The sequence below is a fragment of the Pseudomonas sp. MG-9 genome (assembly GCF_018729515.1).
In the GTDB taxonomy this organism is placed as follows: Bacteria; Pseudomonadota; Gammaproteobacteria; order Pseudomonadales; family Pseudomonadaceae; genus Aquipseudomonas; species Aquipseudomonas serboccidentalis.
In genome coordinates this window covers 353692-378169 of the sequence record NZ_JAHHZH010000002.1, presented here as the reverse complement: position 1 = coordinate 378169, position 24478 = coordinate 353692, and the positions used below count along the sequence as shown (strand labels likewise).

Annotated in this window: 25 protein-coding genes; 17 read left to right on the top strand and 8 right to left on the bottom strand. The window is 60.3% G+C overall.

What is annotated here, in order from left to right:
- The first annotated feature begins 13 nt into the window (after positions 1–13).
- The 3 genes from KKQ10_RS06375 to KKQ10_RS06365 all read left to right on the top strand — a co-directional run bounded on the left by KKQ10_RS06375 (position 14) and on the right by KKQ10_RS06365 (position 3825).
- Positions 14–298, top strand: a complete 285-nt coding sequence (locus tag KKQ10_RS06375) for a hypothetical protein (protein WP_215500570.1) — start codon at positions 14–16, stop codon at positions 296–298.
- A gap of 254 nt (positions 299–552) precedes the next feature.
- A complete protein-coding gene (locus KKQ10_RS06370; protein WP_127648051.1) occupies positions 553–798 on the top strand; it encodes a TIGR02647 family protein in 246 nt (81 codons plus the stop codon).
- Positions 799–981: 183 nt separating this feature from the next.
- Entirely contained in the window at positions 982–3825 is a 2844-nt protein-coding gene (locus KKQ10_RS06365; protein WP_215500569.1) for a class I adenylate cyclase, read from the top strand.
- 7 nt (positions 3826–3832) lie between these two features.
- On the opposite strand, the gene rnk is transcribed toward KKQ10_RS06365, so the two are convergent.
- The 3 genes from rnk to cyaY all read right to left on the bottom strand — a co-directional run bounded on the left by rnk (position 3833) and on the right by cyaY (position 5029).
- Entirely contained in the window at positions 3833–4243 is a 411-nt protein-coding gene (gene rnk, locus KKQ10_RS06360; protein WP_123469788.1) for a nucleoside diphosphate kinase regulator, read from the bottom strand.
- Between the two features lie 227 nt (positions 4244–4470).
- Positions 4471–4692, bottom strand: coding sequence for a DUF1289 domain-containing protein (locus KKQ10_RS06355; RefSeq protein WP_215500568.1), 222 nt, complete (start codon positions 4690–4692; stop codon positions 4471–4473).
- A 4-nt stretch (positions 4693–4696) separates the two neighbouring features.
- Entirely contained in the window at positions 4697–5029 is a 333-nt protein-coding gene (gene cyaY, locus KKQ10_RS06350) for an iron donor protein CyaY (protein WP_083367569.1), read from the bottom strand.
- A gap of 324 nt (positions 5030–5353) precedes the next feature.
- On the opposite strand from cyaY, the gene lptM reads away from it, so the two are divergent.
- From lptM to KKQ10_RS06320, 6 genes are read left to right on the top strand one after another with little or no spacing between them, the layout of a single operon-like run.
- A complete protein-coding gene (lptM, locus tag KKQ10_RS06345; RefSeq protein ID WP_007911098.1) occupies positions 5354–5527 on the top strand; it encodes an LPS translocon maturation chaperone LptM in 174 nt (57 codons plus the stop codon).
- A gap of 9 nt (positions 5528–5536) precedes the next feature.
- A complete protein-coding gene (lysA, locus tag KKQ10_RS06340) occupies positions 5537–6784 on the top strand; it encodes a diaminopimelate decarboxylase (protein WP_215500567.1) in 1248 nt (415 codons plus the stop codon).
- Positions 6785–6787: 3 nt separating this feature from the next.
- Positions 6788–7618: a diaminopimelate epimerase gene (gene dapF / locus KKQ10_RS06335; RefSeq protein WP_127648057.1), complete on the top strand. Its 831-nt coding sequence runs from the start codon at positions 6788–6790 to the stop codon at positions 7616–7618.
- A 13-nt stretch (positions 7619–7631) separates the two neighbouring features.
- Complete coding sequence (locus KKQ10_RS06330) at positions 7632–8357, top strand: DUF484 family protein (protein WP_215500566.1); 726 nt, start codon at positions 7632–7634, stop codon at positions 8355–8357.
- 2 nt (positions 8358–8359) lie between these two features.
- Positions 8360–9259 carry a tyrosine recombinase XerC gene (gene xerC / locus KKQ10_RS06325; RefSeq protein ID WP_127648059.1) on the top strand — a complete coding sequence of 300 codons (900 nt, stop codon included), beginning with the start codon at positions 8360–8362 and terminating at the stop codon, positions 9257–9259.
- Positions 9256–9963: an HAD family hydrolase gene (locus tag KKQ10_RS06320; protein ID WP_215500565.1), complete on the top strand. Its 708-nt coding sequence runs from the start codon at positions 9256–9258 to the stop codon at positions 9961–9963. The genes xerC and KKQ10_RS06320 overlap by 4 nt, the downstream gene beginning before the upstream one ends.
- A 186-nt stretch (positions 9964–10149) precedes the next feature.
- Here the strand turns inward: KKQ10_RS06320 and sutA are convergent, their stop codons facing one another.
- From sutA to glnK, 4 genes are all read right to left on the bottom strand, one after another.
- Complete coding sequence (gene sutA, locus KKQ10_RS06315) at positions 10150–10476, bottom strand: dormancy-specific transcriptional regulator SutA (RefSeq protein ID WP_007964546.1); 327 nt, start codon at positions 10474–10476, stop codon at positions 10150–10152.
- Between the two features lie 101 nt (positions 10477–10577).
- Positions 10578–11003, bottom strand: a complete 426-nt coding sequence (locus KKQ10_RS06310) for a secondary thiamine-phosphate synthase enzyme YjbQ (RefSeq protein ID WP_003229414.1) — start codon at positions 11001–11003, stop codon at positions 10578–10580.
- 215 nt (positions 11004–11218) lie between these two features.
- Positions 11219–12556 carry an ammonium transporter gene (locus tag KKQ10_RS06305; protein WP_215500564.1) on the bottom strand — a complete coding sequence of 446 codons (1338 nt, stop codon included), beginning with the start codon at positions 12554–12556 and terminating at the stop codon, positions 11219–11221.
- Between the two features lie 37 nt (positions 12557–12593).
- The gene (gene glnK / locus KKQ10_RS06300; RefSeq protein WP_002555808.1) at positions 12594–12932 is read right to left on the bottom strand and encodes a P-II family nitrogen regulator; all 339 of its coding nucleotides are present in this window, start codon (positions 12930–12932) and stop codon (positions 12594–12596) included.
- Between the two features lie 413 nt (positions 12933–13345).
- Here glnK and KKQ10_RS06295 point away from each other — a divergent pair, with 413 nt between their 5' ends.
- From KKQ10_RS06295 to KKQ10_RS06260, 8 genes are all read left to right on the top strand, one after another.
- The gene (locus KKQ10_RS06295) at positions 13346–13606 is read left to right on the top strand and encodes an accessory factor UbiK family protein (RefSeq protein ID WP_007920416.1); all 261 of its coding nucleotides are present in this window, start codon (positions 13346–13348) and stop codon (positions 13604–13606) included.
- Positions 13607–14253: 647 nt separating this feature from the next.
- On the top strand, positions 14254–15747 hold the full coding sequence (locus KKQ10_RS06290; protein WP_215500563.1) for a YifB family Mg chelatase-like AAA ATPase: 1494 nt from the start codon (positions 14254–14256) through the stop codon (positions 15745–15747).
- Between the two features lie 360 nt (positions 15748–16107).
- Positions 16108–17280: a hypothetical protein gene (locus KKQ10_RS06285; protein WP_215500562.1), complete on the top strand. Its 1173-nt coding sequence runs from the start codon at positions 16108–16110 to the stop codon at positions 17278–17280.
- A 73-nt stretch (positions 17281–17353) separates the two neighbouring features.
- Positions 17354–17896: an adenylyl-sulfate kinase gene (locus tag KKQ10_RS06280; protein WP_215500561.1), complete on the top strand. Its 543-nt coding sequence runs from the start codon at positions 17354–17356 to the stop codon at positions 17894–17896.
- Positions 17897–17898: 2 nt separating this feature from the next.
- A complete protein-coding gene (locus KKQ10_RS06275; protein ID WP_215500560.1) occupies positions 17899–18648 on the top strand; it encodes a class I SAM-dependent methyltransferase in 750 nt (249 codons plus the stop codon).
- A 6-nt stretch (positions 18649–18654) separates the two neighbouring features.
- Positions 18655–20970, top strand: coding sequence for a PEP-utilizing enzyme (locus tag KKQ10_RS06270; RefSeq protein WP_215500559.1), 2316 nt, complete (start codon positions 18655–18657; stop codon positions 20968–20970).
- Positions 20967–21596: a gamma-glutamyl-gamma-aminobutyrate hydrolase family protein gene (locus tag KKQ10_RS06265; RefSeq protein ID WP_215500558.1), complete on the top strand. Its 630-nt coding sequence runs from the start codon at positions 20967–20969 to the stop codon at positions 21594–21596. Before KKQ10_RS06270 ends, KKQ10_RS06265 begins: the two co-directional genes overlap by 4 nt.
- Positions 21593–22306 (top strand): phosphocholine cytidylyltransferase family protein, encoded by a 714-nt coding sequence (locus tag KKQ10_RS06260; RefSeq protein ID WP_215500557.1) that lies wholly within the window; start codon positions 21593–21595, stop codon positions 22304–22306. The genes KKQ10_RS06265 and KKQ10_RS06260 overlap by 4 nt, the downstream gene beginning before the upstream one ends.
- 13 nt (positions 22307–22319) lie before the next feature.
- On the opposite strand, the gene KKQ10_RS06255 is transcribed toward KKQ10_RS06260, so the two are convergent.
- Positions 22320–24296, bottom strand: coding sequence for a methyl-accepting chemotaxis protein (locus tag KKQ10_RS06255; protein WP_127648065.1), 1977 nt, complete (start codon positions 24294–24296; stop codon positions 22320–22322).
- Positions 24297–24478 lie beyond the last annotated feature (182 nt).

Below are 24478 nucleotides of genomic sequence, written 5' to 3'. Positions count from 1 at the left end.
TGAGGAGCCTGCCATGAGCGAGCCGACAGACATCGACAACGACGAAGAAGAGTTCACCGAGGCTACGCTGATCGAAGCCATCGAGAACCAGATCGAAAGCGACAACCCGCCAGCGGCCAAGGCGACCTTCAACAAGCTGACCCTGGTGGGCGTCGAGCGCGAAGAGATCCTCAATCTGATGGCGCACGTGCTGGCCTACGAGATTGACGCCATGCTCGATGAAGACCGCGCCTTCGATACCGAATGGTATGAAACCGCGTTGCGTAAGCTGCCTGAGTTGCCACCCGAAAAACAGTAAACCCCGATCCTGTAGGAGTGAGCCTGCTCGCGATTGCGTTCTTTCAGCAAAAAATTAGCTGACTGACACGGCGCAATCGCGAGCAGGCTCACTCCTACAATGTTTGTTACGTATCCGCCGCACCATCTCCCGGCCCCTGACTACACTGGAATCCGCCTCAAGACAAAATCCCTGATCTGAGCACTGGACACGCCGCAAAAGCGGGTTCACCTTAGGGGCGCTGTCGTCCAATTCCTAGAAAGTCTGGAGTCCTTATGTCGCTTACCCCTGAGCTGGTTGCCGAACTGGAAGTCCTCGCACTCTTCAACCTGGACAGTTCCCAGGAAGGTTTGAAAATTCATCAGACCGCTGCCCCGAAGCACATCGCCGCTGCCCAACGTCTCTTTGAAAAAGAACTCACCGACCAGCCCGATGGCGGGTATCTGACCAGCCTGGGTCGCGATGCCGCGCAAAATGTGCAAACCGTGCTGACCATTCTGAGAGAGCAGCAAACCGCCTGATTCCCCCCGCTTTTGCCCACGGGAACTCCTGCCACGGGATTTCCGCGGGCCTGCCTCGACCATCGCGATAGAAATCTGACGTCAAAAAACAAATTCAGCTTAAAAGTCCCGCTGCGCAAAGGCTAAACTGCCTCCCATTCCGAGACCCTCTTCGTCCGAGCCTGCGAGCCGGTTTGAGCTGAAATGACGCGCACCCATGAAATCCGCCCCGACCTGGACGAAGGCATAGACCGCAAGGTACTCAGCCAACTGCGTGCGCGTTTTCTCAAACTCAATGAAGGCCGTCTCGGCCGGGCCCTCGAAGGTCTGTCGACGCGCCAGCAAGGCGTATTGACCCTGCTGCCGCTGTTCTTCCACGTCAATCATCCGCTGCTGCCAGGTTATGTCTCGAGCAGCACACCGGCCGGCCTGTCCAGCTACGAGCCGGACGCCAACGCGCTCGCCGAAGCCCAGCGCCTGACCCGATCGTTCTCCTACAAGCCACGCCACGGCAGCAACCCGCCACGGCCGATTCACGGGCTGTTTCTGATGGGCAGCCTCGGCACGCTGGCCCAGGCCGATCAGAGCGACATGGACGTGTGGGTCTGCCACGCGCCGGACCTCAGTGAAAACGAGCTAACCGAACTGCGCAAAAAATGTCAGCTGCTTGAAGCCTGGGCCGCGACTCAGGGCGCCGAGGCGCATTTCTTCCTGATCGATCCGGTGCGTTTCGTCAAAGGCGAACGCGACACCCAGCTGAGTTCCGAGAACTGCGGTACCACCCAGCATTACCTGTTGCTCGACGAGTTCTACCGCACCGCGATCTGGCTGGCCGGGCGCACGCCGATCTGGTGGCTGGTGCCGGTCTACGAGGAAAGTGCCTACGACGTTTACACCGACACGTTGTTGTCCAAGCGTTTCATCCGCGCCGATGAAACCCTCGACCTCGGGCATCTGGCAACGATTCCGCCAGGCGAGTTCATCGGAGCCGGATTGTGGCAACTGTTCAAAGGCATCGAATCACCGTACAAATCGGTGCTCAAACTGCTGTTGACCGAGGTCTATGCCAGCGAACACCCGCAGGTGCAGTGCCTGAGCCTGCGCTACAAAAAAGCCGTGTTCGCCAATCAACTGGATCTGGATGAGCTGGATCCGTACATGGTCGTGTACCGGCGCATCGAGGAATACCTCACCGCCCGCAACGAACCGGAGCGCCTGGAGCTGGTGCGTCGTGCGCTGTACCTCAAGGTCAACCGCAAGCTCACCGGCAGCAGCCGCAGCCAGGGCTGGCAGCGTTCGCTGCTGGAGCGGCTGGCCAATGAGTGGCATTGGGATCAGCGCCAACTGGCGCTGCTTGACAGTCGCAGTCAGTGGAAAGTCCGTCAGGTCAGTGCCGAACGCCGCGCGCTGGTCAACGAGCTCAATTACAGCTATCGCTTCCTGACCCAGTTCGCCCGCACCGAACAGACCGTCAGCCTGATCAACAAACGCGATCTCAACGTGCTCGGACGACGGTTGTACGCCGCGTTCGAGCGCAAGGCCGACAAGGTCGAGTTCATCAACCCCGGGATCGCCCCGGACCTGGCCGAAGACACCCTGACCCTGGTGCAGTCGCCGAACAAAAAAGAGCCCGGGCAGACCCACTGGGGCCTGTACAACGGCAGCCTGACCGCGCTGGAATGGGAACACTTCGCACCGATCAAGCGCAGCCGCGAACTGCTCGAACTGCTGACCTGGTGCCATCGCAACGGCGTGATCGACAGCAGCACCCGTCTGGCCCTGCATCCGGGCAGCAGCGACCTGAGCGAGTTCGAGCTGTTCAACCTGCTCGGCAGCCTGCAACAGTGCATCGCCCTGCCTTTGCCCAGCGTCGCCGAGGAGCCGTTACTGCGCGCGGCCGTGCCGAGCGAAGTGCTGATGCTGATCAACGTCGGCGTCGATCCGCTCAAACATCACCGCGACCTGAACATTCTGATGACCACCGAGCGCACCGACTCGCTGAGTTACGCCGGGGTACGCGAAAACCTCGTGCTGACCCTGGATCAGGTCACGCTCAACAGCTGGAACGAAGTGCTGGTCAATCGTTTCGACGGCCCCCACGCACTGCTCGACTGCCTGCGCGACTACCTCAACAATCTGCCGCGTGGCCTGCAGCAACCGTCCTTGAAGGTGCGCTGCTTCTGCCACAACCGCGCGCAGTTCATTGCCCGTCGCGTCGAAGAAATCGTCGAGACCGCGCAAAATCTGCTGCTCAGCGAGTTGAACCATCGCTACCTGATTCAGGTGCAACAGCACTATCACGTGCTGGAGCTGGTGCCGGGTCAGGTCAACCACGTCGCCCTCGCGACATTGCCGGCACTGCTGGAATATCTCGGCGAAGAGCAGGCACGTTACAGCCCGCTGCACCTCGATCCGATGGCGCTGGAAGAGCACGATCTGGCATTGATCCTGCCGATGGGCCAGCCGGAATCGATCCAGGTGTTCTACCGGATCACCGAACAACAGGCCGAACTGTACGTGCTGGATGAGTTCAATGCGCTGTGGCAGCAGCGCTTGCCCTATCACGACGAGCAAAGCCTTTTAGTCCCGCTGCAACGTTTCCTGCAATCGATCCTGTACCGACGTGAAGCACTGCTACCGATGGACGGCAGTCCGGCGATCAGCCTCGAGACATTGTATTACCAGTTGTTGCCTTCGGGCCCGGGGCGCGCGCGACGGGTCGAAGCACGGCCCGCGCCGCAAACTCCGGTCAACAAACCGTTCTACGACGTGCAGGCGATCATCGGCAAAGCTGCGCCCGGCGAGGTGCAGGTCACCCTGTATTGCAATCAACGGGAATTCAGCGAGCTGGAACATGGCGACCAGCTGTTTCGCGTGGTCGCTCGGGAAATCATCGAGCAACGCCGCGAAACCGAGCGCTATCGCTGCTACATCACCGATCTGGATCTGTCGGGCCTGCTCGGTGATGGTCAGAGTTCAAGCAATCTGTATCTGCGCTACAAGGCTGACCTGGAGCGCGCCCTGAACGAGGCGCTCGAACAGGTCTGAGAGGGGGTTACTCGCGGAAATCACCGCCGTTGGCCGGCTGCGATTCGACTTCCAGCAACGTCAGCTTCAGAGTCTTGCCACCCGGAGCCGGCCAGTCGATGTGCTGACCGACCTTCAGGCCCAGCAACGCGCTGCCGACCGGTGCCAGGATCGAGATCTTGCCTTCGTCGGCGTTGGCATCCTTGGGATAGACCAGCGTCAGGTGATAGTCCTTGCCACTGCCTTCTTCGCGGCAATGCACGCGGGAATTCATCGTCACGACATCGGCGGGCACTTCCTCGTGTCCGACCACGGTGTCAGCGCGATCCAGTTCGGTTTGCAGCGCGATCACGCCCGGCAGCGTGTCATCCAGGCTGTCGATCAGGCGCTCCAGACGTTGCACGTCCAGACGGGTAAGGGTGATGGAAGGTGCGGTCATGATCCGGGCAGACTCCTTTCTTCTGCACACAAAAAAAGCAAAACCCCGCCAAAAAAGGCGGGGTTTTCACCAAGCCTCGATGGGTTGAGGCGTGTTCGGACACTATCACAGCTCAAAAAATATACAAGCCACCGCCGGACGACGCGCGATCCCTGTAAGAGCTGCCGCAGGCTGCGATCTTTGCTTTTAAAGGATCAAGATCAAAAGATCGCAGCCTGCGGCAGCGCCTACAGGGAGGTCGCTCTGCGATTGGCAGCCTGGGCAACAATCACCCGCCGCCGCTCATCATCCGCCGAGCGCCACTCGCGAATGTCTTCGACATGCCGCGCGCAGCCGAGGCAGACCTTCTGTTCGTCCAGCCGGCACACACCCGTGCACGGCGACGGCACCGCCGGGCTGACGTTGCTGTAGAGCGGTTTGGGAGGACGAACAGGAGCGGTGTCATTCACGGAATCACAAACCTTCGAAATCGAATTCGACGCCGGCCTGCTGCTTGACGATGCGCTCGAGCATTTCGCCCAGTTGCTCTTCGCTCTTGTCGCACATCCAGCGCTCACTTTCTTCGTCGTAGTCGAAGTGGAAACCACCGGACACCGCCGCCAGCCACAGCTGACGAAGCGGCTCCTGGCGGCTGAAGATCAGTTGCGAGCCATTTTCGAACTTGACGGTCAAGACACCTGCCGAGCTCTCCAGGTCAATATCCAGGTCGCTGTCATCAAAGATATCTTCCAGCGTCTGCTGGGTAGCATCGACCAGATCGTGGAAACGGGCTTCGGACAAACTCATTGCGGCAACCTCAAAAAATGTCTGATCAGGCTCAAGCGCCGAAAGATACGGACGCTTCCGGCCGATTGCAAAGATTAACGACCAAGCACCGTTTCCCATCCAGCACTGGCCCCTGTGGGAGCGAGCTTGCTCGCGAAAGCGGTGTGTCGGCCAGCAAACATATCGAATGTACCGGCCTCTTCGCGAGCAAGCTCGCTCCCAAGGAATTACCTGTATCCAACCGGTATCCAGAGAGCCCCGCCGGACGGGAGCCCCCTCGCATAGGCAAGCTGCCGGGTGGCCGGTATACTCCGGCGCAATTAACGCATTTTCAAGGATTTCGCCATGAAGCGCCTGATCTCTTCCCTTGCTGCGCTCGTCGCGGTTGCCTGCCTCGTTTCGGCCTGTGGTCAAAAAGGCCCGCTGTACCTGCCGGATGACGATCAGGACCCGGCCGAACAAGCCCAGTCTTCGCAAAAGCAGCCGTCCAAAGCACACAAGCACGACGTTTACCAATAAGGGATCGCCATGGACGCTTTTAACTACCGTGGCGGGGAGCTGTTCGCGGAAGGTGTGGCGCTGTCCGCCATCGCCGACCGCTTCGGCACGCCCACCTACGTTTACTCGCGCGCACACATCGAAGCCCAGTATCTGGCCTACGCCGACGCATTGGCCGGCATGCCGCACCTGGTCTGCTACGCGGTAAAGGCCAACTCCAACCTCGGCGTGCTGAATGTCCTGGCCCGTCTCGGTGCCGGTTTCGACATCGTTTCCCGTGGTGAGCTGGAGCGTGTGCTGGCCGCTGGCGGCAGCCCCGACAAGATCGTGTTCTCCGGCGTCGGCAAGACCCGTGACGACATGCGTCGCGCCCTGGAAGTCGGCGTGCACTGCTTCAACGTCGAATCCACCGACGAGCTTGAGCGCCTGCAAGTGGTCGCCGCCGAGCTGGGCGTTCGCGCCCCGATCTCGCTGCGCGTGAACCCGGATGTCGATGCCGGCACCCACCCGTACATTTCCACCGGTCTCAAAGAGAACAAGTTCGGTATCGCCATTGCCGACGCCGAAGACGTGTACGTGCGTGCCGCGCATCTGCCGAACCTGGAAGTGGTCGGCGTCGATTGCCACATCGGTTCGCAACTGACCACCCTGCCACCGTTCCTCGATGCCCTCGACCGCCTGCTGGATCTGGTCGACCGCCTCGGCGATTGCGGCATTCACCTGCGCCACATCGATCTCGGTGGTGGCCTGGGCGTGCGTTATCGCGATGAAGAGCCGCCACTGGCCGGCGATTACATCAAGGCTGTGCGCGAACGCCTGAACGGTCGTGATCTGGCGCTGGTGTTCGAACCGGGCCGCTTCATTGTCGCCAACGCCGGCGTACTGCTGACCCAGGTTGAGTACCTCAAGCACACTGAACACAAGGATTTCGCCATCGTCGATGCGGCGATGAACGATTTGATCCGCCCGGCCTTGTATCAGGCCTGGATGGACGTCACCGCAGTCAAACCGCGTGACACCGCCGCGCGTCAATACGACGTGGTCGGCCCGATCTGCGAAACCGGTGACTTCCTTGCCAAGGACCGTGAACTGGCGCTGGAAGAAGGCGACCTGCTGGCCGTGCATTCGGCGGGTGCCTACGGCTTCGTCATGAGTTCCAACTACAACACCCGTGGCCGTGCCGCTGAAGTGTTGGTAGACGGTGATCAGGTTTTTGAAGTGCGTCGCCGCGAAACCGTGGCCGAGCTGTTTGCCGGCGAAAGCCTGCTGCCGGAGTAACCCATGCTGCTGCGTTTTACCAAAATGCACGGCCTGGGCAATGACTTCATGGTTCTCGACCTGGTCAGCCAGCACGCGCATATTCAGCCCAAGCACGCCAAGCAATGGGGCGACCGGCACACCGGTATCGGTTTCGACCAGTTGCTGATCGTCGAAGCGCCGAGCAACCCGGACGTGGATTTCCGTTACCGGATCTTCAACTCCGATGGCTCGGAAGTGGAACAGTGCGGCAACGGTGCGCGCTGCTTCGCCCGCTTCGTGCTCGACAAGCGCCTGACCGCCAAGCGCAAGATTCGCGTCGAGACCAAGGGCGGCATCATCGAGCTGGACGTGCGTAACGACGGCCAGATCGGCGTCAACATGGGCGCGCCGCGCCTGGTGCCGGCGGACATTCCGTTCGAAGCGCCAGCGCAAGCCTCCAGCTATCAGCTGGAAGTCGACGGCACGACGGTCGAACTGGCCGCCGTGTCGATGGGCAACCCCCATGCGGTGCTGCGCGTGCAGGACATCAACAACGCACCGGTGCATGAACTGGGGCCGAAAATCGAACACCATCCGCGCTTCCCGGCGCGGGTCAATGTCGGTTTCATCCAGGTCATCGACCGCAACCGCGCGCAATTGCGCGTCTGGGAACGCGGAGCCGGGGAAACCCAGGCCTGCGGCACCGGCGCCTGCGCTGCGGCTGTCGCGGCAATCAGTCAGGGGTGGATGGATTCGCCGCTGTTGATCGACCTGCCCGGCGGGCGTCTGTCCATTGAATGGGCAGGCCCTGGCCAACCGGTGCTGATGACCGGTCCGGCAGTGCGTGTATACGAAGGACAAGTGCGTCTTTGAGTGAGCAGAAGCCATGACCGATAAGCCTCAGGTACCCGCCCGACAGTCCGACGAATCAGCGTCCGAGAGCCTGGAGGCGGCAGCGGTTGCCGCGTACCTGGAGGCTCATCCGGACTTTTTCGTCGAGCACGAAGAACTGCTGCCCGCCATGCGCATTCCCCACCGACGCGGTGACACCGTGTCGCTGGTCGAACGGCAGATGACCATCCTGCGCGACCGTAACATCGAGATGCGCCACCGCCTCTCGCAGTTGATGGACGTGGCCCGCGACAACGATCGCCTGTTCGACAAGACCCGCCGCCTGATCCTGTCCCTGATGGACGCTGCCAGCCTCGAAGACGTGGTGATCAGCGTCGAAGACAGCCTGCGCCAGGACTTCCAGGTGCCTTTTGTCAGCCTGATCCTGCTCGGCGACAACCCGGCCCCGGTCGGCCGCTGGGTGACTCACGCCGATGCACAAACCGCGATCGGCGGCCTGCTCACCGAAGGCAAAAGCGTCAGCGGCACCCTGCGTGAACATGAGCTGGACTTCCTGTTCGGCGAAGAGCAGCGCAAGCAGATCGGCTCCACCGCCGTGGTCGCCGTCAGCCATCAAGGCATCCACGGCATTCTGGCGATCGCCAGCCGCGATCCGCAGCACTACAAGAGCTCGGTCGGCACGCTGTTCCTGAGCTACATCGCCGAAGTCATGGGCCGCGTGCTGCCACGGGTCAACAGCTCCCTGCGCTCGGTACGCTGAGCATGGAACGGCAACTGGACGCTTACTGCGAACACCTGCGCAGTGAGCGACAGGTGTCGCCGCACACCCTGTCGGCCTACCGCCGCGACCTCGATAAAGTCCTCGGCTGGTGCGTCAAACAGAACATCGGCAGTTGGGCCGCGCTGGACATCCAGCGCCTGCGCAGCCTGATCGCCCGCCTGCATGCACAGGGCCAGTCTTCGCGCAGCCTCGCCCGATTGCTCTCGGCGGTGCGCGGACTCTATCACTACCTCAATCGCGAAGGCCTGTGCGACCACGATCCGGCCACCGGGCTGGCCCCGCCGAAGGGCGAACGTCGCCTGCCGAAAACCCTCGACACCGACCGCGCACTGCAACTGCTTGAAGGTGCGGTCGAGGACGACTTTCTGGCACGGCGTGATCAGGCGATTCTTGAGCTGTTCTATTCCTCCGGCCTGCGCCTGTCCGAACTGACCGGGCTCAACCTCGATCAACTCGATCTGGCCGACGGCATGGTCCAGGTGCTCGGCAAGGGCAGCAAGACCCGCCTGCTGCCAGTCGGCAAAAAAGCCCGTGAAGCACTGGAACAGTGGCTGCCATTGCGGGCCATGACCAACCCGGCGGACGACGCCGTGTTTGTCAGCCAGCAAGGTCGACGCCTCGGCCCACGGGCGATTCAGGTCCGGGTCAAACTGGCCGGCGAGCGCGAGCTGGGGCAGAACCTGCACCCACACATGCTGCGGCACTCCTTCGCCAGCCACTTGCTGGAATCCTCGCAGGACCTGCGCGCGGTGCAGGAACTGCTCGGCCACTCGGACATCAAGACCACGCAGATCTACACCCACCTGGACTTCCAGCACCTGGCGGCGGTCTACGACAGCGCCCATCCACGGGCCAAACGCAGCAAAGGCGATGATTCATGAACATCCAGTTGATCACCTTCGACCTCGACGACACCCTGTGGGACACCGCCCCGGTGATCGTCGGTGCCGAAGCGGTATTGCGCGAATGGCTGAGCGAACACGCACCGAACCTGGGCGCGGTGCCGGTGGAGCATCTGTGGGCGATTCGCGAGCGCGTACTGGCCAGCGAGCCGGGGCTCAAGCACCGCATCAGCGCGTTGCGCCGGCGCGTACTGTTCCATGCGCTGGAAGAAGCCGGGTACGCCCACGGCGAAGCCTCGGATATGGCCGACAAGAGCTTTGAAGTATTCCTGCATGCACGGCATCAGATCACGGTATTTCCCGAGGTCGAACCGACCCTGGAAATCCTCGCCAACCACTACGCCCTCGGCGTGGTCACCAATGGCAACGCCGACGTGCGCCGGCTGGGGCTGGCGGATTATTTCAAGTTTGCGTTATGCGCCGAGGATATCGGCATCGCCAAACCGGATGCGCGGCTGTTCCACGAGGCCCTGCAGCGCGGTGGCGTGAGCGCTGACGTGGCAGTGCACATTGGTGATCATCCGGGCGATGACATCGCCGGGGCACAGCAGGCGGGCATGCGCGCGATCTGGTTCAACCCGGCGGGCAAGGCCTGGGAAGCCGAGCGTCAGCCGGATGCCGAGATCCGCAGCCTGACCGATCTGCCGGCGGTACTGGCGCGCTGGAATGCCACCTCCAACTAACACCGTTCCCTTGTAGGCCTTCGCCTGCTCGCGATAGCGGTGTATCAGTCAACATAGATGTATCTGACACTCCGCTATCGCGAGCAGGCGAAGGCCTACAGGGGATCGCGTGCACCCGAATGTTTATTCCATGCATGAAAAAGCCCGCAGCGACGGCGGGCTTTTTCAGCAAGCAAGTGGCACGCCTCAGATAGGGCGGCTGCCGTACTTGTTGTCCGGCTTCTTGGGCGGATCGGCGACCACGTTGGCCTCCACTTCCTGCACCTTGCCGCCGCGCGCAAGGAACTCTTCCATGGCCTTGGCCAGGGCGTCGCGCTCCTTGTTCTTGGCTTCGATGCTCGGCAATTCGTCTACCGACACCGCAGCCTTGGCTTTGCCTTTGGCAGCCGGGGCCGGCGTATCGTCACCGCCATCGTCGTCAGCAACGTCTTCCGCTGCTGCTTCCAGGCCTTCCTCGGCCTCGTCTTCGTCGCCTACTTCGAGGTCGTCGTTTTCCAGATCATCGTCGCTCATGTTCTACCTCATGACTTGCGAAAAGCAGATTAGTTATAGACCAGCTTTGGCGACTGTCGAAAGTCGCCGGAAAAAATCGGTAACCGCTGGTGACCAACGGTTTACGCCCCTTCACCGTGCAAGGTGGCGAGGACTTTACGGGCACCGCCATGATCACGGTGCTCGCCCAGATAAACACCTTGCCAGGTTCCCAGTGCCAGGCGACCTGCCGAAACCGGCAGACTGATCTGGCAGCCAAGCACGCTGGCCTTGAAGTGCGCCGGGAGGTCGTCCAGGCCTTCGTCGTTATGCTCATAGCCGTCTGTTCCTTGTGGGATCAGACGATTGAAAAATCGTTCGAAGTCGCGACGGACCGCCGGATCGGCGTTCTCGTTGATGGTCAACGACGCCGAGGTATGCTGCAGCCACAAATGCAACAGACCGACCCGGCACGCCTTGAGTTCAGGCAGGCCGGCGAGTAACTCGTCCGTTACCAGATGAAAGCCCCGGGGCCGTGCCCGCAGGGTTATCAGAGTCTGTTGCCACATACAGTTCTCCGCACGTTCGGGGCGCATTCTAGCGCGCTCTGGGAAAAAACAAAGGCCCTAATATTCCTGCAATGATGTAAGCCATTGGCCGCAGAAAAACGCCCGTCGCAAACACGACCATAGCCGTACGAAAAATCCTTTCAGCCTTCCCTTCAATGACAAATTCCAGACAAAAAAATGCCCGGCAAGCCGGGCAAGTTTTTTGCTGCGCGTACTTACAGGTTGTAGCCGCGTTCGTTGTGTTGTGCCAGATCCAGGCCAACCGATTCTTCTTCCTCGGTCACACGCAGACCCATCACGGCATCCAGGACCTTGAGGATGATGAAGGTGACGATCGCGGTGTAGATCACCGTGAAGCCGACGCCTTTGCACTGAATCCATACTTGCGCGGCAATGTCGGTCACGGTGCCGAAACCACCCAGCGACGGTGCAGCGAAAACACCGGTGAGAATCGCGCCGAGGATACCGCCGATACCGTGCACGCCGAACGCGTCCAGGGAGTCGTCATAACCGAGTTTGCGTTTCAGGGTGGTGGCGCAGAAGAAGCACACCACGCCCGCCGCCAGACCGATCACCAGCGCGCCCATCGGGCCTACGGTGCCAGCAGCCGGAGTGATCGCCACCAGACCGGCAACCACGCCCGAGGCAATGCCCAGCGCGCTTGGCTTGCCGTGAGTGATCCACTCGGCAAACATCCAGCCCAGGGCTGCCGCAGCGGTCGCGATCTGGGTGACCAGCATCGCCATGCCGGCAGTGCCGTTGGCGGCTGCGGCGGAACCGGCGTTGAAGCCGAACCAGCCAACCCACAGCATCGCTGCGCCCATCAGGGTGTAGCCGAGGTTGTGCGGAGCCATTGGGGTGGTCGGGAAGCCTTTGCGCTTGCCCAGCACCAGGCACGCTACCAGACCGGCGATACCGGCGTTGATGTGCACCACGGTGCCGCCGGCGAAGTCGAGTACGCCCCAGTCCCACAGCAGACCGCCGTTACCGGACCAGACCATGTGCGCGATCGGTGCATAGACGAGGGTGAACCACACGCCCATGAAGACCAGCATCGCGGAGAACTTCATCCGCTCAGCGAACGCACCGACGATCAGCGCCGGGGTGATGATCGCGAAGGTCATCTGGAAGGTGACGAACACCGCCTCAGGGAACAACGCCGCCGGACCGGTCAGGCTTGCCGGAGTGACACCGGCCAGAAATGCCTTGCCCATGCCGCCGAAGAACGAGTTGAAATTGACGACGCCCTGCTCCATGCCGGTAGTGTCGAACGCAATGCTGTAGCCATAAATGACCCACAGGATGCTGATCAGACCGGTAATGGCGAAGCACTGCATCATCACGGAAAGAATGTTTTTCGAGCGAACCATGCCGCCGTAGAACAGCGCCAGACCCGGGATGGTCATGAACAGCACGAGGGCTGTCGAGGTGAGCATCCAGGCAGTGTCGCCGGAATTGAGGACTGGGGCCGCCACTTCGTCTGCCGCCATGGCAAGGCTGGGCATTACGATGGACAACAGGGCTCCTAGCCCTGCGAATTTACGCAGAGTCATATTGTTTTCTCCTGGGGCGTTGGGTTTGTGGCGGCGCTTAGATCGCGTCGGTATCGGTTTCGCCGGTACGGATGCGAATCGCCTGTTCCAGATTGACCACGAAGATCTTGCCGTCACCGATCTTGCCGGTGTTGGCAGCCTTGGTTATCGCCTCGATAACCCGATCCAGATCCTTGTCGTCGATGGCCACGTCGATTTTCACCTTGGGCAGAAAATCGACCACATATTCCGCGCCGCGATACAGCTCGGTGTGACCCTTCTGCCGGCCGAAGCCTTTGACTTCAGTAACGGTAATGCCCTGCACGCCGATTTCGGACAGCGACTCGCGCACGTCGTCCAACTTGAACGGCTTGATGATGGCAGTGACTAGCTTCATGAAACTCTCTCCCGAATTGGTGGACTTGCCCCAGGAAAACAAACCCGACTCAAGTCTAAGCGCAGTGCCTGGCTTTGTAACGCATCGTCGGCCTTACCTGCCCGACTGACGCCAGCTAACCGCTGCTGACGAAACTCCCCGCTCCGCCTGCCGCACTGCATTCGTCACAGCGACTGCATCAGTGCATGGGTCACTACCGACTAAGCAGAAAGCTTGCCATCTCGCCAAATTCCTCTGATTTCAATCTCTTGGCCGCTGTTTCAGGCGCTTGCGCGAAAAAGGTCCGACGGTTACGCACAACAACGGTGCGCTGCCGTCCGTCCGCCTGCGCGAAAAGCGTGCATCCGTGCCTGCGTCAATGACTATAGACACTGCGTGATACACTGCCCGCCACTGTTTACAGGACACATTCCATGCTCGCCCCCAAAGACTTCCTCGACGCCCTGAGCGGCACCGCTTCCCGCCTGTTCAGCGGCGACACCCCGCTGCCGAAAGCCGAAATCGAAAGCCAGTTCAAGATGCTGCTGCAGAGTGCCTTCAGCAAACTCGATCTGGTGAGCCGTGAAGAGTTTGATAGTCAGATGGTCGTCCTGGCCCGCACCCGCGCCCGCCTCGAGAGCCTCGAAGCCAAAGTCGCCGAAATGGAAGCCAAGCTGACACCGCCCGCTGAATAACCCCGCAACTCCCTGTAGGAGCTGCCGAAGGCTGCGATCTTTTGATATCCAGCCCCTCAATCCTCTCGGCAACGTCCTACAACTTGCAGCACCACCGTCCAATTACGTCGAAAAGCCCCGGCTCCCAAGCTCACCCGATGCTGAATGTTCAGCACCGGGTTTGGCGACCTGGACAGCTTAAGGCGCACGACATTGTGGTGACTGGGTACCCGCAAAAAACGCGCACATGGCACATTGGTGGGGCAGATACCACGAGCACCCTCCAATCAGAAATAAAAAAGGCGTCCGATGGACGCCTTTTAAGTATTTTTTGAGGAGTAGTCGCAGCGATTCTTTAGCTCCCGGCTTTACGGCCTTGGGTTCAGAATCCGACAGGCTAGCCCGTCGTCACTACTTCAGAGAAAACAGCTTTCTCTGCTGCCAAAAATGCGGGGGAGCTTCTGCTGGTGCCCAGTCCCGACGAATGCGCAGTTGCAGTCCTCGAACGCGAGGATCCGTCAAGAGTCAACGCTCCAACTCAGGTACGCAGTGACACCCCAGCGGGTCTTGATATGTCTTGTAAACCTCTATTCCAGCAATGAAACCCGGCTCAACTACCCTTCAAAAACCCGCAGGAAGCGGCCCCCGATTCAGCTCAAGGAACGACCATGTCCCTCTCCATCGTCCACAGCCGCGCCCAAATCGGCGTAGAGGCTCCCGCTGTCACCGTAGAAGTCCATCTGGCCAACGGTCTGCCGTCGCTGACCATGGTCGGCCTGCCCGAAGCGGCGGTGAAAGAAAGCAAGGACCGGGTGCGCAGCGCGATCATCAATTCCGGGCTGCAGTTTCCGGCGCGGCGGATTACCTTGAATCTGGCGCCGGCGGACTTGCCCAAGGATGGCGGGCGGTTTGATCTGGCGATCGCCTTGGGAATTCTGTCGGCGAGTGTGCAGGTGCCGTGTCTGACGCTGGACGATGTGGAATGCCTCGGTGAGCTGGCGTTGTCCGGCGCGGTGCGACCGGTGCGTGGCGTGTTGCCGGCGGCACTGGCGGCGCGCAAGGCCGGACGGGCACTGGTGGTGCCGCGGGCGAATGCCGAAGAGGCGTGTCTGGCCTCGGGTTTGAAGGTGTTTGCGGTGGATCATCTGCTGGAAGCGGTGGCGCACTTCAACGGGCATACGCCGGTCGAGCCTTATGTGTCGGACGGGCTGATCCACGCCACTAAACCATATCCCGACCTCAATGAAGTGCAGGGGCAGATGGCTGCGAAACGGGCGCTGTTGATTGCGGCGGCGGGCGCGCACAACCTGTTGTTCAGTGGGCCACCGGGAACCGGCAAGACCTTGTTGGCGAGTCGTTTGCCGGGGCTGCTGCCGCCGCTGTCCGAATGCGAAGCGCTGGAAGTGGCGGCGATTCAATCGGTCGCCAGTGGCGTGCCGCTGACCCATTGGCCGCAACGTCCGTTTCGCCAGCCGCATCACTCGGCATCGGGGCCGGCGCTGGTCGGTGGCAGCTCGAAACCGCAACCCGGCGAGATCACCCTGGCCCACCATGGCGTGCTGTTTCTCGATGAGCTGCCGGAGTTCGATCGCAAGGTGCTTGAGGTTCTGCGCGAGCCTCTGGAGTCCGGACATATCGTGATCGCCCGGGCCAAGGATCGGGTGCGATTTCCAGCACGGTTTCAGTTGGTGGCGGCAATGAATCCGTGCCCCTGTGGATATCTCGGCGAACCGAGTGGCAAGTGTTCGTGTACGCCGGACATGGTGCAGCGTTATCGCAACAAGTTGTCGGGGCCCCTATTGGACCGGATCGACTTACACCTGACGGTAGCGCGGGAGGCAACAGCGCTGAACCCTGCGGTAAAGCCAGGAGAAGACAGCGCCAGTGCGGCCGCGTTGGTAGCCGAGACCCGGGAGCGCCAGCAAAAACGTCAGGGTTGTGCCAATGCGTTTCTCGATCTGCCGGGGCTGAAACGGCACTGCAGGTTATCCACAGTCGATGAGAAATGGCTGGAGTCAGCCTGTGAACGACTGACCTTGTCGCTACGCTCGGCGCATCGACTTCTAAAGGTCGCCCGGACGTTGGCCGATCTGGGACAGGAAAAAGAGATCAGGCGCGAGCATCTGGCAGAGGCGTTGCAATATCGGCCGGCAACACAATGAAAATGACAGCGCAACTCGCAAACGGACTGCCCCGAAAAATAAACATCCAAGCACTGATGGCCATTGGCCGAGATGTGATATAACGGCGACGCTCTTTTTTACTCGTTATCCGTCTATCGTCAAGACATAGAGCATTTTTCAACGCGGAAATGGAGGCGGGACATCATGGACAAGATTTCTATTGCTCACCGGGCAAAGTCGTTCAATCAACCCGTGCCATCATGATTCAAGCCAAACCTGGCTTGTGTGCGTGTGTCTGGTTGTTAATTTAAATCCAGACAACTACAAAAGCCCTTGTCAGCGTTATTACGTTGTTTGACATCGGCCTTATTCAACAAACTTTAAAAGCACAACTTCATCATGAAAAATGTTTACTTGCTCAGCAACGTGGCGGATGGTGGCAAAACATATCTCGAGTATCTGATTCCAGCGCTCAACTCGCTTCGACAAAAGTATAATTGTGTCGTACTTAATACTGATCGTACCGGCTTAAGCAGAGAGGAAGTCGAAGCCGTCCTCGATTTCCCGGTAAAGCAGATTGGCAATGACTTCATTGCAAGCCTGAAATCGCAGGTTGTCATTTCAAATGACGCCTATGCCGGACGTCTGCTGGACCATTCAAATTTTGGCATCTTCATCAGTCACGGCAATGTCGGGATGCCGGCCAAAGACAAGTATTACTACGCTGAGCTGACCTCTTACTGGGATGCAATCATCTCTTCATCCAGGTCGGGCTTTGATTTGATTACCGCCGGACTGCAGGCATACCGTCGCGACAGAAAGGCCCTGAAAACAATGTTGATCGATGGACTGGCCTTGCGTTCGGACATGCGCAACACCAGTCCCGTGGCTACGCTGCCCGTCAAGATTCCCGGTATCTTCGAATCATCACCGCCATCGAAAAAAACTTCGGACGACTATGTCGTAGGGCTTCTGCCGACCCAACTGGGTATCTGCCCGAACGGGGCAACACTGTATGAAAACCTGCAGACCGTCATCAATGCAGTCAAATCGCAAATTCCCCACGCAACCTTCATCTTGCGTCCGTACATGGCCGAACTTTCCCATCCGACCGTGAAAGCGTTGTGCGAAGAACTGTCTGCCTATGACTGGATAACCATCGACAAGGCAGGAACCAGCAGCACGGTTTTCTACACACAATGCGACACGGTCATCACCGACGCATCCACCGGTGGTGTGTCGTTCATGCTCAACACCTGCAAGCTGCCGATTTATTACGTGCCCTTTACCGAAGAGAGCAATCTCACGGTCGACGCCTGGCTAAAGCAAATGGACACCCTGTTGCCAATTGCCAGAAGCAGCAATGAACTCAAAGACATGGCATCCGGGTTCAGCCTGCTGGCACGAGAAGACAGTTACTACATATACAACAAGTTCTACCAGGCACAATACAGCGACTTGCCCCTGCCTCAGGAAGTGTTCCACGACTTGATTGAATATCGGCACGAGTCGAAGTACTGCCCGCTGTCGATTGACTCTTTCGGGGACATTAACGAACGGGACAAACATTAAAATAAAGCACGCCTGACCTCATGCGAGAAAACAGCCTGCCGATACACTCGATTCGAACACAAGTCAGAACGCTATGAAATGTGAAGCTGGTGGACAGGTAATCTGGATTACGGGCCTTTCAGGAGCGGGCAAGTCAACGCTGGCCCGTGAATTCGTCACCCGACTCCGCACTGCAGGACAATCGGTGGTCATGCTCGATGGTGATGAGTTGCGCGAGGTATTCGGCGCAGCCGCCGCCAACTCACAAAACCATGGCCGTGAAGGACGACTGGCGCTGGCGCTGCAATATGCCCACTTGTGCCGAATGATCGCCGCGCAAGGCCAGACCGTGGTGATCGCAACGATATCGCTGTTTCACGAAGTCCATGCCTGGAACCGCGCCCACCTGCCCGGCTATTTCGAAGTTTATTTGAAGGTCCCGGTCGAGGAGTTGCGTCGCCGAGACCCGAAGGGAATCTACCGACGATTCGATGCCGGGGAACTGCACAACGTTGCCGGGCTTGATCTGACCGTTGATGAACCGCAAGCGGCAGACTGGCTTGTAGAGTTCGACCCTCAGCGCTCCAGGCAAAGTCTGGCAGAAGATTTGATCAATAAAATTTATAGAAGGAACTGAGTATGAAAACCGAATGGGACTACACCACCCTGGCCGATGCCTATTTGAAGCGCCCTGACTACGCCGATGCCGCCATTGACGCCATGCTCTCGATCGCTGGCGCCGAGCAAGGCGACAAGTTCTGCGACGTCGGCGCGGGTGTTGCACACTTGACGCTGATGCTGGCCGCCCGTGGCCTGGATGTCACTGCGGTAGAACCCAACGATGCGATGCGCGCCAACGGCATCAAACGCACCGCCGAGCTGGCCAATGTCAAATGGCACGAAGGCACCGGCGAAGTGACCGGGCAGGCCGCGCAGACATTCGACATGGTCACGTTCGGCAGCTCCTTCAATGTCTGCGACCGTCAGCAGGCGCTCAAGGAAACCGCGCGCATTCTCAAGCCCCGTGGCTGGTTTGCCTGCATGTGGAACCACCGCAATCTGGAAGATCCGATTCAGGCGCGCATCGAAACCATCATAAAAGAGCGCGTCGCCGGCTATGGCTACGGCACCCGTCGTGAAGATCAGACGGCCGTGATCGATGCCAGTCAGCTGTTCGGCCCGGTCGTACACCTGGATGCGCGGGTCATCCACGAGCAATCCATCGCAGAGTGCCTGGAAGCCTGGCGCTCCCACGCCACGCTGGAGCGCCAGGCGGGCGCGAAATTTCACGAAGTCATCAGCGCCATCGATGATTACCTGCAAAGCCTGCAGACGCCGTCGATCCAGATCCCGTACTCGACGAATATCTGGGTCGCTCAGCTGAGATAACGCCTGATGGCCCTGCATTTCTCTACCAAGGCCGGCACCTTGTCGCGCCTGCAAGGGCGGCTCGTGTCTGCGCGCATTGCGCCGCTGCTCGCGTTCACCGTGGAGCAGTGGCACGCGGATCGGCGCGCCTGCATTCAGGATATCCGGGGCCGGCTGCCTGCCCCCTCCTGGATCGTGCGCTCCAGCTGTGGCCGCGAAGACAGCGCCCAGGCTTCCTTCGCCGGCGCCTTTCTCTCGGTGCCGAATATCGAGGAAGCAGGGCTAGAGTCGGCGGTTGAACAGGTCATCGCCAGTTATGGCGAGGCGCACCTGAGCGATGAGGTGCTGATTCAGCCCATGCTCGGCAACGTGATTCGTTCCGGCGTGGCGTTTTCCCACGACCCGAATACCTGCGCGCCGTACCGTGTGGTGAACTGGTCGGAAGGTGACGACACCGCATCGGTCACCGGCGGCATGGGTGGACGGCTCTGGCAGCAGGCGGCGCACAGCCCCGCTTCACCGCCTGCTGTCCTCTCACCGATCATTGCTTTGCTCGAGGATCTGCTGGAACTGTTCGGCGGTAACCCCGTCGACTGCGAGTTCGCGGTGACGCGCGAAGCCGAAGGAGAGACCTTGTGGCTGTTGCAGGCTCGACCGTTGATTCTGCCTGCACCGGCAGAGTCCGAAGCCGCGCAGGCTGCCCGCCTGCAAAGTATCGAGCGCAAAGTCGCGCGCGGCATGCGCCCGCATCCTTTCCTGATCGGCCAGCGCACAGTCTACGGCGTGATGCCCGACTGGAACCCGGCAGAGATCATCGGTATTCGCCCCAAACCACTGGCGCTGTCGCTGTATCGCGATCTGGTGACCGACTCCATCTGGGCTTACCAACGCCACAACTATGGCTACCGCAACTTGCGCAGCTTCCCGCTGATGCCGCATTTTTTCGGTTTGCCGTATATCGATGTGCGCCTGTCGTTCAACTCCTTCATTCCGGCTGACCTTGATGAGGGACTGGCCGGACGGCTGGTCGACTACTACATCGATCGCTTGCTGGCGGAGCCGACCCTGCATGACAAGGTGGAGTTCGAGATCGTTTTCTCTTGCTACACCCTGGACCTTTCGCAACAACTGGAGCGTCTGGCCAGTGCTGGCTTCTCCGGACACGAACTGGAGGCCATCAGCTCCAGCTTGCGCAAACTGACCAACCGCATCGTGCATCCCAAAGATGGTTTGTGGCGCAGCGACGCCAACAAACTCGACGTGCTCAATGCCCGCCGCGAAGAGCTGCTGACATCCAACGCCGATCCGCTGGAACGCATCTACTGGCTGCTGGAAGATGCAAAACGCTACGGCACCCTACCCTTCGCCGGCCTGGCCCGGGCGGGTTTCGTTGCGGTGCAGATGCTCAGGTCACTGGTCAGCGTGGGTGTGTTCTCGCAGGCCGACTACGATGCGTTCATGGCCGGTGTCTCAACCGTAAGCGGTCAGTTGGCCCGTGATCGCGCGACGCTCGACAAGACAACCTTCCTGGCACGCTACGGGCACCTGCGTCCGGGCACCTACGACATTCTGTCGCCACGCTATGACGAAGCACCGGAACTCTATTTCGACTGGGACCAGCGGCCAGCGGCCCCCGAGCCACTGCAACCGTTTTCGCTGACGCTGCCGCAGATGCGCGAGATCGTGAAACTGCTCGAAGCCCATGGCCTGCAACCGGATCCGGTGGGGCTGCTGGACTTTCTGCAAAACGGTATCGAGTTGCGCGAGCTGGCCAAGTTTCATTTCACTCGCAACCTCTCGGATGCCCTGGCGCTGATCGCGCAAGTCGGCGCCGAGTACGGCATCGACCGCGAAGAGCTGGCCTATTGTGATATCAGCGCCTTCCAGGAATTGCACGTTGCCGCCGCCGATCCAAAAGACGTGCTGCTGCGCAGTATCGAACAAGGCAAGGCGCGCTACGCTGAAACGCTGAAGGTTTCCCTGCCGCCCGTGATCACCTGCCCGGAAGACGTCTGGAGCTTCGAGTGGCCGGAAACGGCGCCCAACTTCATCACGCAAAAACGTGTGACGGCACCCGTGGTGCAATGCGATGACCGGGAAAAACTGGCCGGGGCGATTGTCTGCATACCCAACGCGGATCCAGGCTTCGACTGGTTGTTTGCTTACCCGATTGCCGGGCTGATTACCGCATGGGGCGGAGCCAATTCGCACATGGCGATTCGGGCCGGTGAACTCGGCCTGCCGGCCGTCATTGGCGCTGGAGAAGTGCTTTACCGGCGCTGGTCGACGGCGGATATCCTGCATCTGGATTGCCCGGGCCGCAGGGTGGAGATGATGACATGAGGCGAGTCGCTGTCAGCCAGCGAGTGGACCTGCATCCGGAGCGCGGCGAAAGCCGCGACGCCCTGGATCAGCGCCTGATCGGCTTTCTGCTGGCGGCGGGGTTCATCCCCTTGCCGGTGCCCAACGGATTGGTCGATGCCAGCCTCGATCGCTGGCTGGCCGCAATATCGCCTCAGGCATTGCTGTTGTCCGGTGGCAACGACATCGGCCAGTGCCTGGCCCGCGATCACACGGAGACGCGCCTGCTCGATCACGCACGCTCCCGCAATCTGCCAGTACTGGGCATCTGCCGCGGCATGCAGATGCTGGGGCATTGGGCAGGTAGCGAACTGAAAGCGGTCAGCGGGCACGTGCGCACCCGGCATCGCTTGTCCGGCCAGATCGTCGCCGAGGTGAACAGCTACCACCACCAGTCTCTCGCCAGTTGCCCGCAGGACTTTGAAGTCCTGGCGCGCAGCGAAGACGGCGAAATCGAAGCGATCCGGCATCGGTCTATGCCTTGGGAAGGCTGGATGTGGCACCCGGAACGCGAGACGAATTTCGCGGCCCATGATGTTCAGCGTATACGCCAGTTGTTCGGCGAAACCGATTCCACTCAAACAACTCAAGGGACAGACGTTTCGTGAAAGCCATTATTCTGGCTGCCGGACGTGGCAGCCGCATGAAAAGCCTCACCGATGAACGCCCAAAGTGCCTGGTCGAATTGCGCGGCAAACCCTTGCTCGAATGGCAACTGCAATCGCTGCGTGCAGCAGGCATCAGTGAAATTGCGGTGGTAACCGGCTACAAACGCGAATTGTTGGCCGACCGGGGCCTGACCGAATTTCATAACCCTCGTTGGGCAGACACCAACATGGTGTCGTCACTGGCCTGCGCCGAAGTCTGGCTTGAGGGCCAGCCGTGCATCGTCAGTTATTCGGATATTTTTTACAGCCCGGACGCCGTCAGGTCGTTGATGACCAGCCAAGCGTCGTTGGCCGTCACCTACGACCCCAACTGGCTGGAGTTGTGGACCCAACGTTTTGGCGACCCACTGCTGGATGCTGAAACGTTCCGGCTCAATAGCGACGACACGCTGGCCGAAATCGGCAACAAACCGCAATCGGTGGAGGAAGTCGAGGGCCAGTACATGGGGTTGCTGCGCTTCACGCCCGCAGGTTGGGCAGAAGTCGTGCGGCTACGCGGCGAATTAACCTCAAGCCAGTGCGACAAGATGCACATGACCAATACCCTGCAGCGTGTCATCGACGCCGACCGGGTAGCGATCGAGGCCGTTGCCTATTCAGGAGAATGGGGAGAGGTCGACTCCAGCGAAGACCTCTCCGCGTACCAGTAACCGGCACGCCGCATCAGCGAAACCGATCAACCTCGGAGCGCAGATCGGCCGCCAGCTTCTCCAGTTCCTTGGCGGTGACCGCCAGGTTGGAAACCACTTCGCGCTGCTCACTGTTGGCCAGCGCAATGCTCTGCAGATTGCTGCTGAGCAACGTCGCGGTGCTGCTCTGCTCCTGCGTCGCCGTGGTAATCGCCGCAAACTGCTGCCCTGCCGAACGGCTCTGTTCGTCGATCCGTGCCAGCGCCGAAGCAACGTTGGCGTTGCGCGACAGGCCTTCCTGCATCAGCACATTGCCCTGCTCCATGGTACTGATGGCATTGCCGGTTTCCTGCTGGATGCTGTGGATCATCCCGGAGATTTCGTCAGTCGCCTGACGGGTGCGCGAAGCGAGGTTGCGCACTTCGTCAGCCACCACCGCAAAGCCACGACCCTGCTCACCGGCCCGCGCCGCTTCGATGGCTGCGTTGAGTGCCAGCAGGTTGGTCTGCTCGGCAATCGAAGTGATCACGCTGACGATGCCGCCGATTTCCTGCGAGCGCTGACCGAGGGTGTTGATCACGGTAGCCGTGGTGTTCAGTGCGCCAGCGATTTGCTCCAGCGAGGAAGAAGCCTCTTCCATCGAGGTGCGGCCAATCTGGGTCTGCTGGGCATTTTCCTGGGCCAGACGCTGGGTGTTGCCCATGTTATCGGCGATATTCAGCGAGGTGGCGCTGAACTCTTCCACTGCGCCGGCCATGCTGGTGATTTCCCCGGACTGCTGCTCCATGCCTTCGTACGCGCCACCGGACAAACCGGACAGCGCCTGCGCCCGGCGGTTGACCTCTTCGGAGGCGCGGCGGATGTGCTCGACCATGGTCGACAGCGCTTGGCTCATCTGGTTGAACGCGCGGGACAGCTGACCGATTTCGTCGTTGCTCGACACGTTCAGACGCACGCTCAGATCACCGGCGCCCAGGGCTTCGGCCTGTCGCACCAGATCACTCAGGGGCGCCAGTTTGCTGCGCAGCAACCACACCACCGAACCCACGGCCAGCAGCATCGCCAGCAGACTGCCGATCGCCAGTTGCGTGCCAACGCTCCAGGTCACCGCGCGAATCTCGGCTTTAGGCATGCTTGCCACTACCGCCCAAGGGCCACCGTCGAATGGCACCGAAACGCTGTAGAAATCTTCGTTCTTGTCGCTCCAGAACTGGCCTTTGCCTGGGGTTTTGGCCAGGCCGCCGATCACCGTAACCGCTTGATCCAACGCCTGCACACCCGCTGGTGCCACCAGCCATTTGTTCTGCTCATCGAGCAGCGCCAGAGAACCGGTCTGACCGATGCGGAAGCGCTTGAGGTTGTCGAACTGGGCGTTCTGCGCGTCGGTGTAGTCGAAACCGACGAACAACACCGCAATCACCTTGCCGCTGCTGTCGCGCACCGGGGTGTATTGGGTCATGTAGGAACGATCGAACAGCAAGGCGCGACCGACATAGCTCTGTCCCGCCATCAACTTCGCATAGGCCGGGTGCGCATGATCGAGCAAGGTGCCGATGGCACGCGTACCGTCCTGTTTGGTCAGCGAGGTGCTGACCCGCACGAAATCTTCGCCGCTGCGTACGAACAGCGTGGCGACGCCGGCCGTCATCTGCTTGAACTCGTCGACTTCCTTGAAGTTGTTGTTCAGGACTTCGCTGCCCAGGTGCAGGCCCGGGGTCTGGGTACCTGCCACGGACACCGGCTGATCCGGATGAATGCTCAGGCCCGCGCTGAAGCGCTTCTCGAACAACCCGCTCAGACGCTGGGTGCTCTCGCGCAGCGTGCCGTGGAAGGTGCTCAACTGGTCGGCCAGCAGCCGCGCTTCACTGGCGAGGTGCTCTTCACGGGTGGCGAGATTGGCGGTATCCAGCGAACGCAGGGCGAACACCGTACTGCCACTGATGACAATCGCCAGTATCACAGCAAGGGCAAAGCCCAGCTGCGAGGCGATCCGGGCACGAGGTTGAGACATGGACAGCTCCTGGCCGAGCCACTGGATCCTCCTTGATCGCAGCGCCTGCTCGGAAAATTCTAATAATGGGGGGGTGAAATCGTGGAGACCGGCACGACGGTCCCACATGCTCATTTTCGGCGGTAAAACCGAATACTTGAGTAATTGACGGGGTTATGGCTCAAGGCCATCATTGTGGCGGC

Bases quoted from the DNA above. Each gene is read 5' to 3' on its own strand.
- KKQ10_RS06375 (WP_215500570.1), top strand. From the start codon at position 14: ATGAGCGAGCCGACAGACATCGACAACGACGAAGAAGAGTTCACCGAG.
- KKQ10_RS06370 (WP_127648051.1), top strand. From the start codon at position 553: ATGTCGCTTACCCCTGAGCTGGTTGCCGAACTGGAAGTCCTCGCACTC.
- KKQ10_RS06365 (WP_215500569.1), top strand. From the start codon at position 982: ATGACGCGCACCCATGAAATCCGCCCCGACCTGGACGAAGGCATAGAC.
- rnk (WP_123469788.1), bottom strand. From the start codon at position 4,243: ATGACCGCACCTTCCATCACCCTTACCCGTCTGGACGTGCAACGTCTG.
- cyaY (WP_083367569.1), bottom strand. From the start codon at position 5,029: ATGAGTTTGTCCGAAGCCCGTTTCCACGATCTGGTCGATGCTACCCAG.
- lptM (WP_007911098.1), top strand. From the start codon at position 5,354: ATGAAGCGCCTGATCTCTTCCCTTGCTGCGCTCGTCGCGGTTGCCTGC.
- lysA (WP_215500567.1), top strand. From the start codon at position 5,537: ATGGACGCTTTTAACTACCGTGGCGGGGAGCTGTTCGCGGAAGGTGTG.
- dapF (WP_127648057.1), top strand. From the start codon at position 6,788: ATGCTGCTGCGTTTTACCAAAATGCACGGCCTGGGCAATGACTTCATG.
- KKQ10_RS06330 (WP_215500566.1), top strand. From the start codon at position 7,632: ATGACCGATAAGCCTCAGGTACCCGCCCGACAGTCCGACGAATCAGCG.
- xerC (WP_127648059.1), top strand. From the start codon at position 8,360: ATGGAACGGCAACTGGACGCTTACTGCGAACACCTGCGCAGTGAGCGA.
- KKQ10_RS06320 (WP_215500565.1), top strand. From the start codon at position 9,256: ATGAACATCCAGTTGATCACCTTCGACCTCGACGACACCCTGTGGGAC.
- sutA (WP_007964546.1), bottom strand. From the start codon at position 10,476: ATGAGCGACGATGATCTGGAAAACGACGACCTCGAAGTAGGCGACGAA.
- KKQ10_RS06310 (WP_003229414.1), bottom strand. From the start codon at position 11,003: ATGTGGCAACAGACTCTGATAACCCTGCGGGCACGGCCCCGGGGCTTT.
- KKQ10_RS06305 (WP_215500564.1), bottom strand. From the start codon at position 12,556: ATGACTCTGCGTAAATTCGCAGGGCTAGGAGCCCTGTTGTCCATCGTA.
- glnK (WP_002555808.1), bottom strand. From the start codon at position 12,932: ATGAAGCTAGTCACTGCCATCATCAAGCCGTTCAAGTTGGACGACGTG.
- KKQ10_RS06295 (WP_007920416.1), top strand. From the start codon at position 13,346: ATGCTCGCCCCCAAAGACTTCCTCGACGCCCTGAGCGGCACCGCTTCC.
- KKQ10_RS06290 (WP_215500563.1), top strand. From the start codon at position 14,254: ATGTCCCTCTCCATCGTCCACAGCCGCGCCCAAATCGGCGTAGAGGCT.
- KKQ10_RS06285 (WP_215500562.1), top strand. From the start codon at position 16,108: ATGAAAAATGTTTACTTGCTCAGCAACGTGGCGGATGGTGGCAAAACA.
- KKQ10_RS06280 (WP_215500561.1), top strand. From the start codon at position 17,354: ATGAAATGTGAAGCTGGTGGACAGGTAATCTGGATTACGGGCCTTTCA.
- KKQ10_RS06275 (WP_215500560.1), top strand. From the start codon at position 17,899: ATGAAAACCGAATGGGACTACACCACCCTGGCCGATGCCTATTTGAAG.
- KKQ10_RS06270 (WP_215500559.1), top strand. From the start codon at position 18,655: ATGGCCCTGCATTTCTCTACCAAGGCCGGCACCTTGTCGCGCCTGCAA.
- KKQ10_RS06265 (WP_215500558.1), top strand. From the start codon at position 20,967: ATGAGGCGAGTCGCTGTCAGCCAGCGAGTGGACCTGCATCCGGAGCGC.
- KKQ10_RS06255 (WP_127648065.1), bottom strand. From the start codon at position 24,296: ATGTCTCAACCTCGTGCCCGGATCGCCTCGCAGCTGGGCTTTGCCCTT.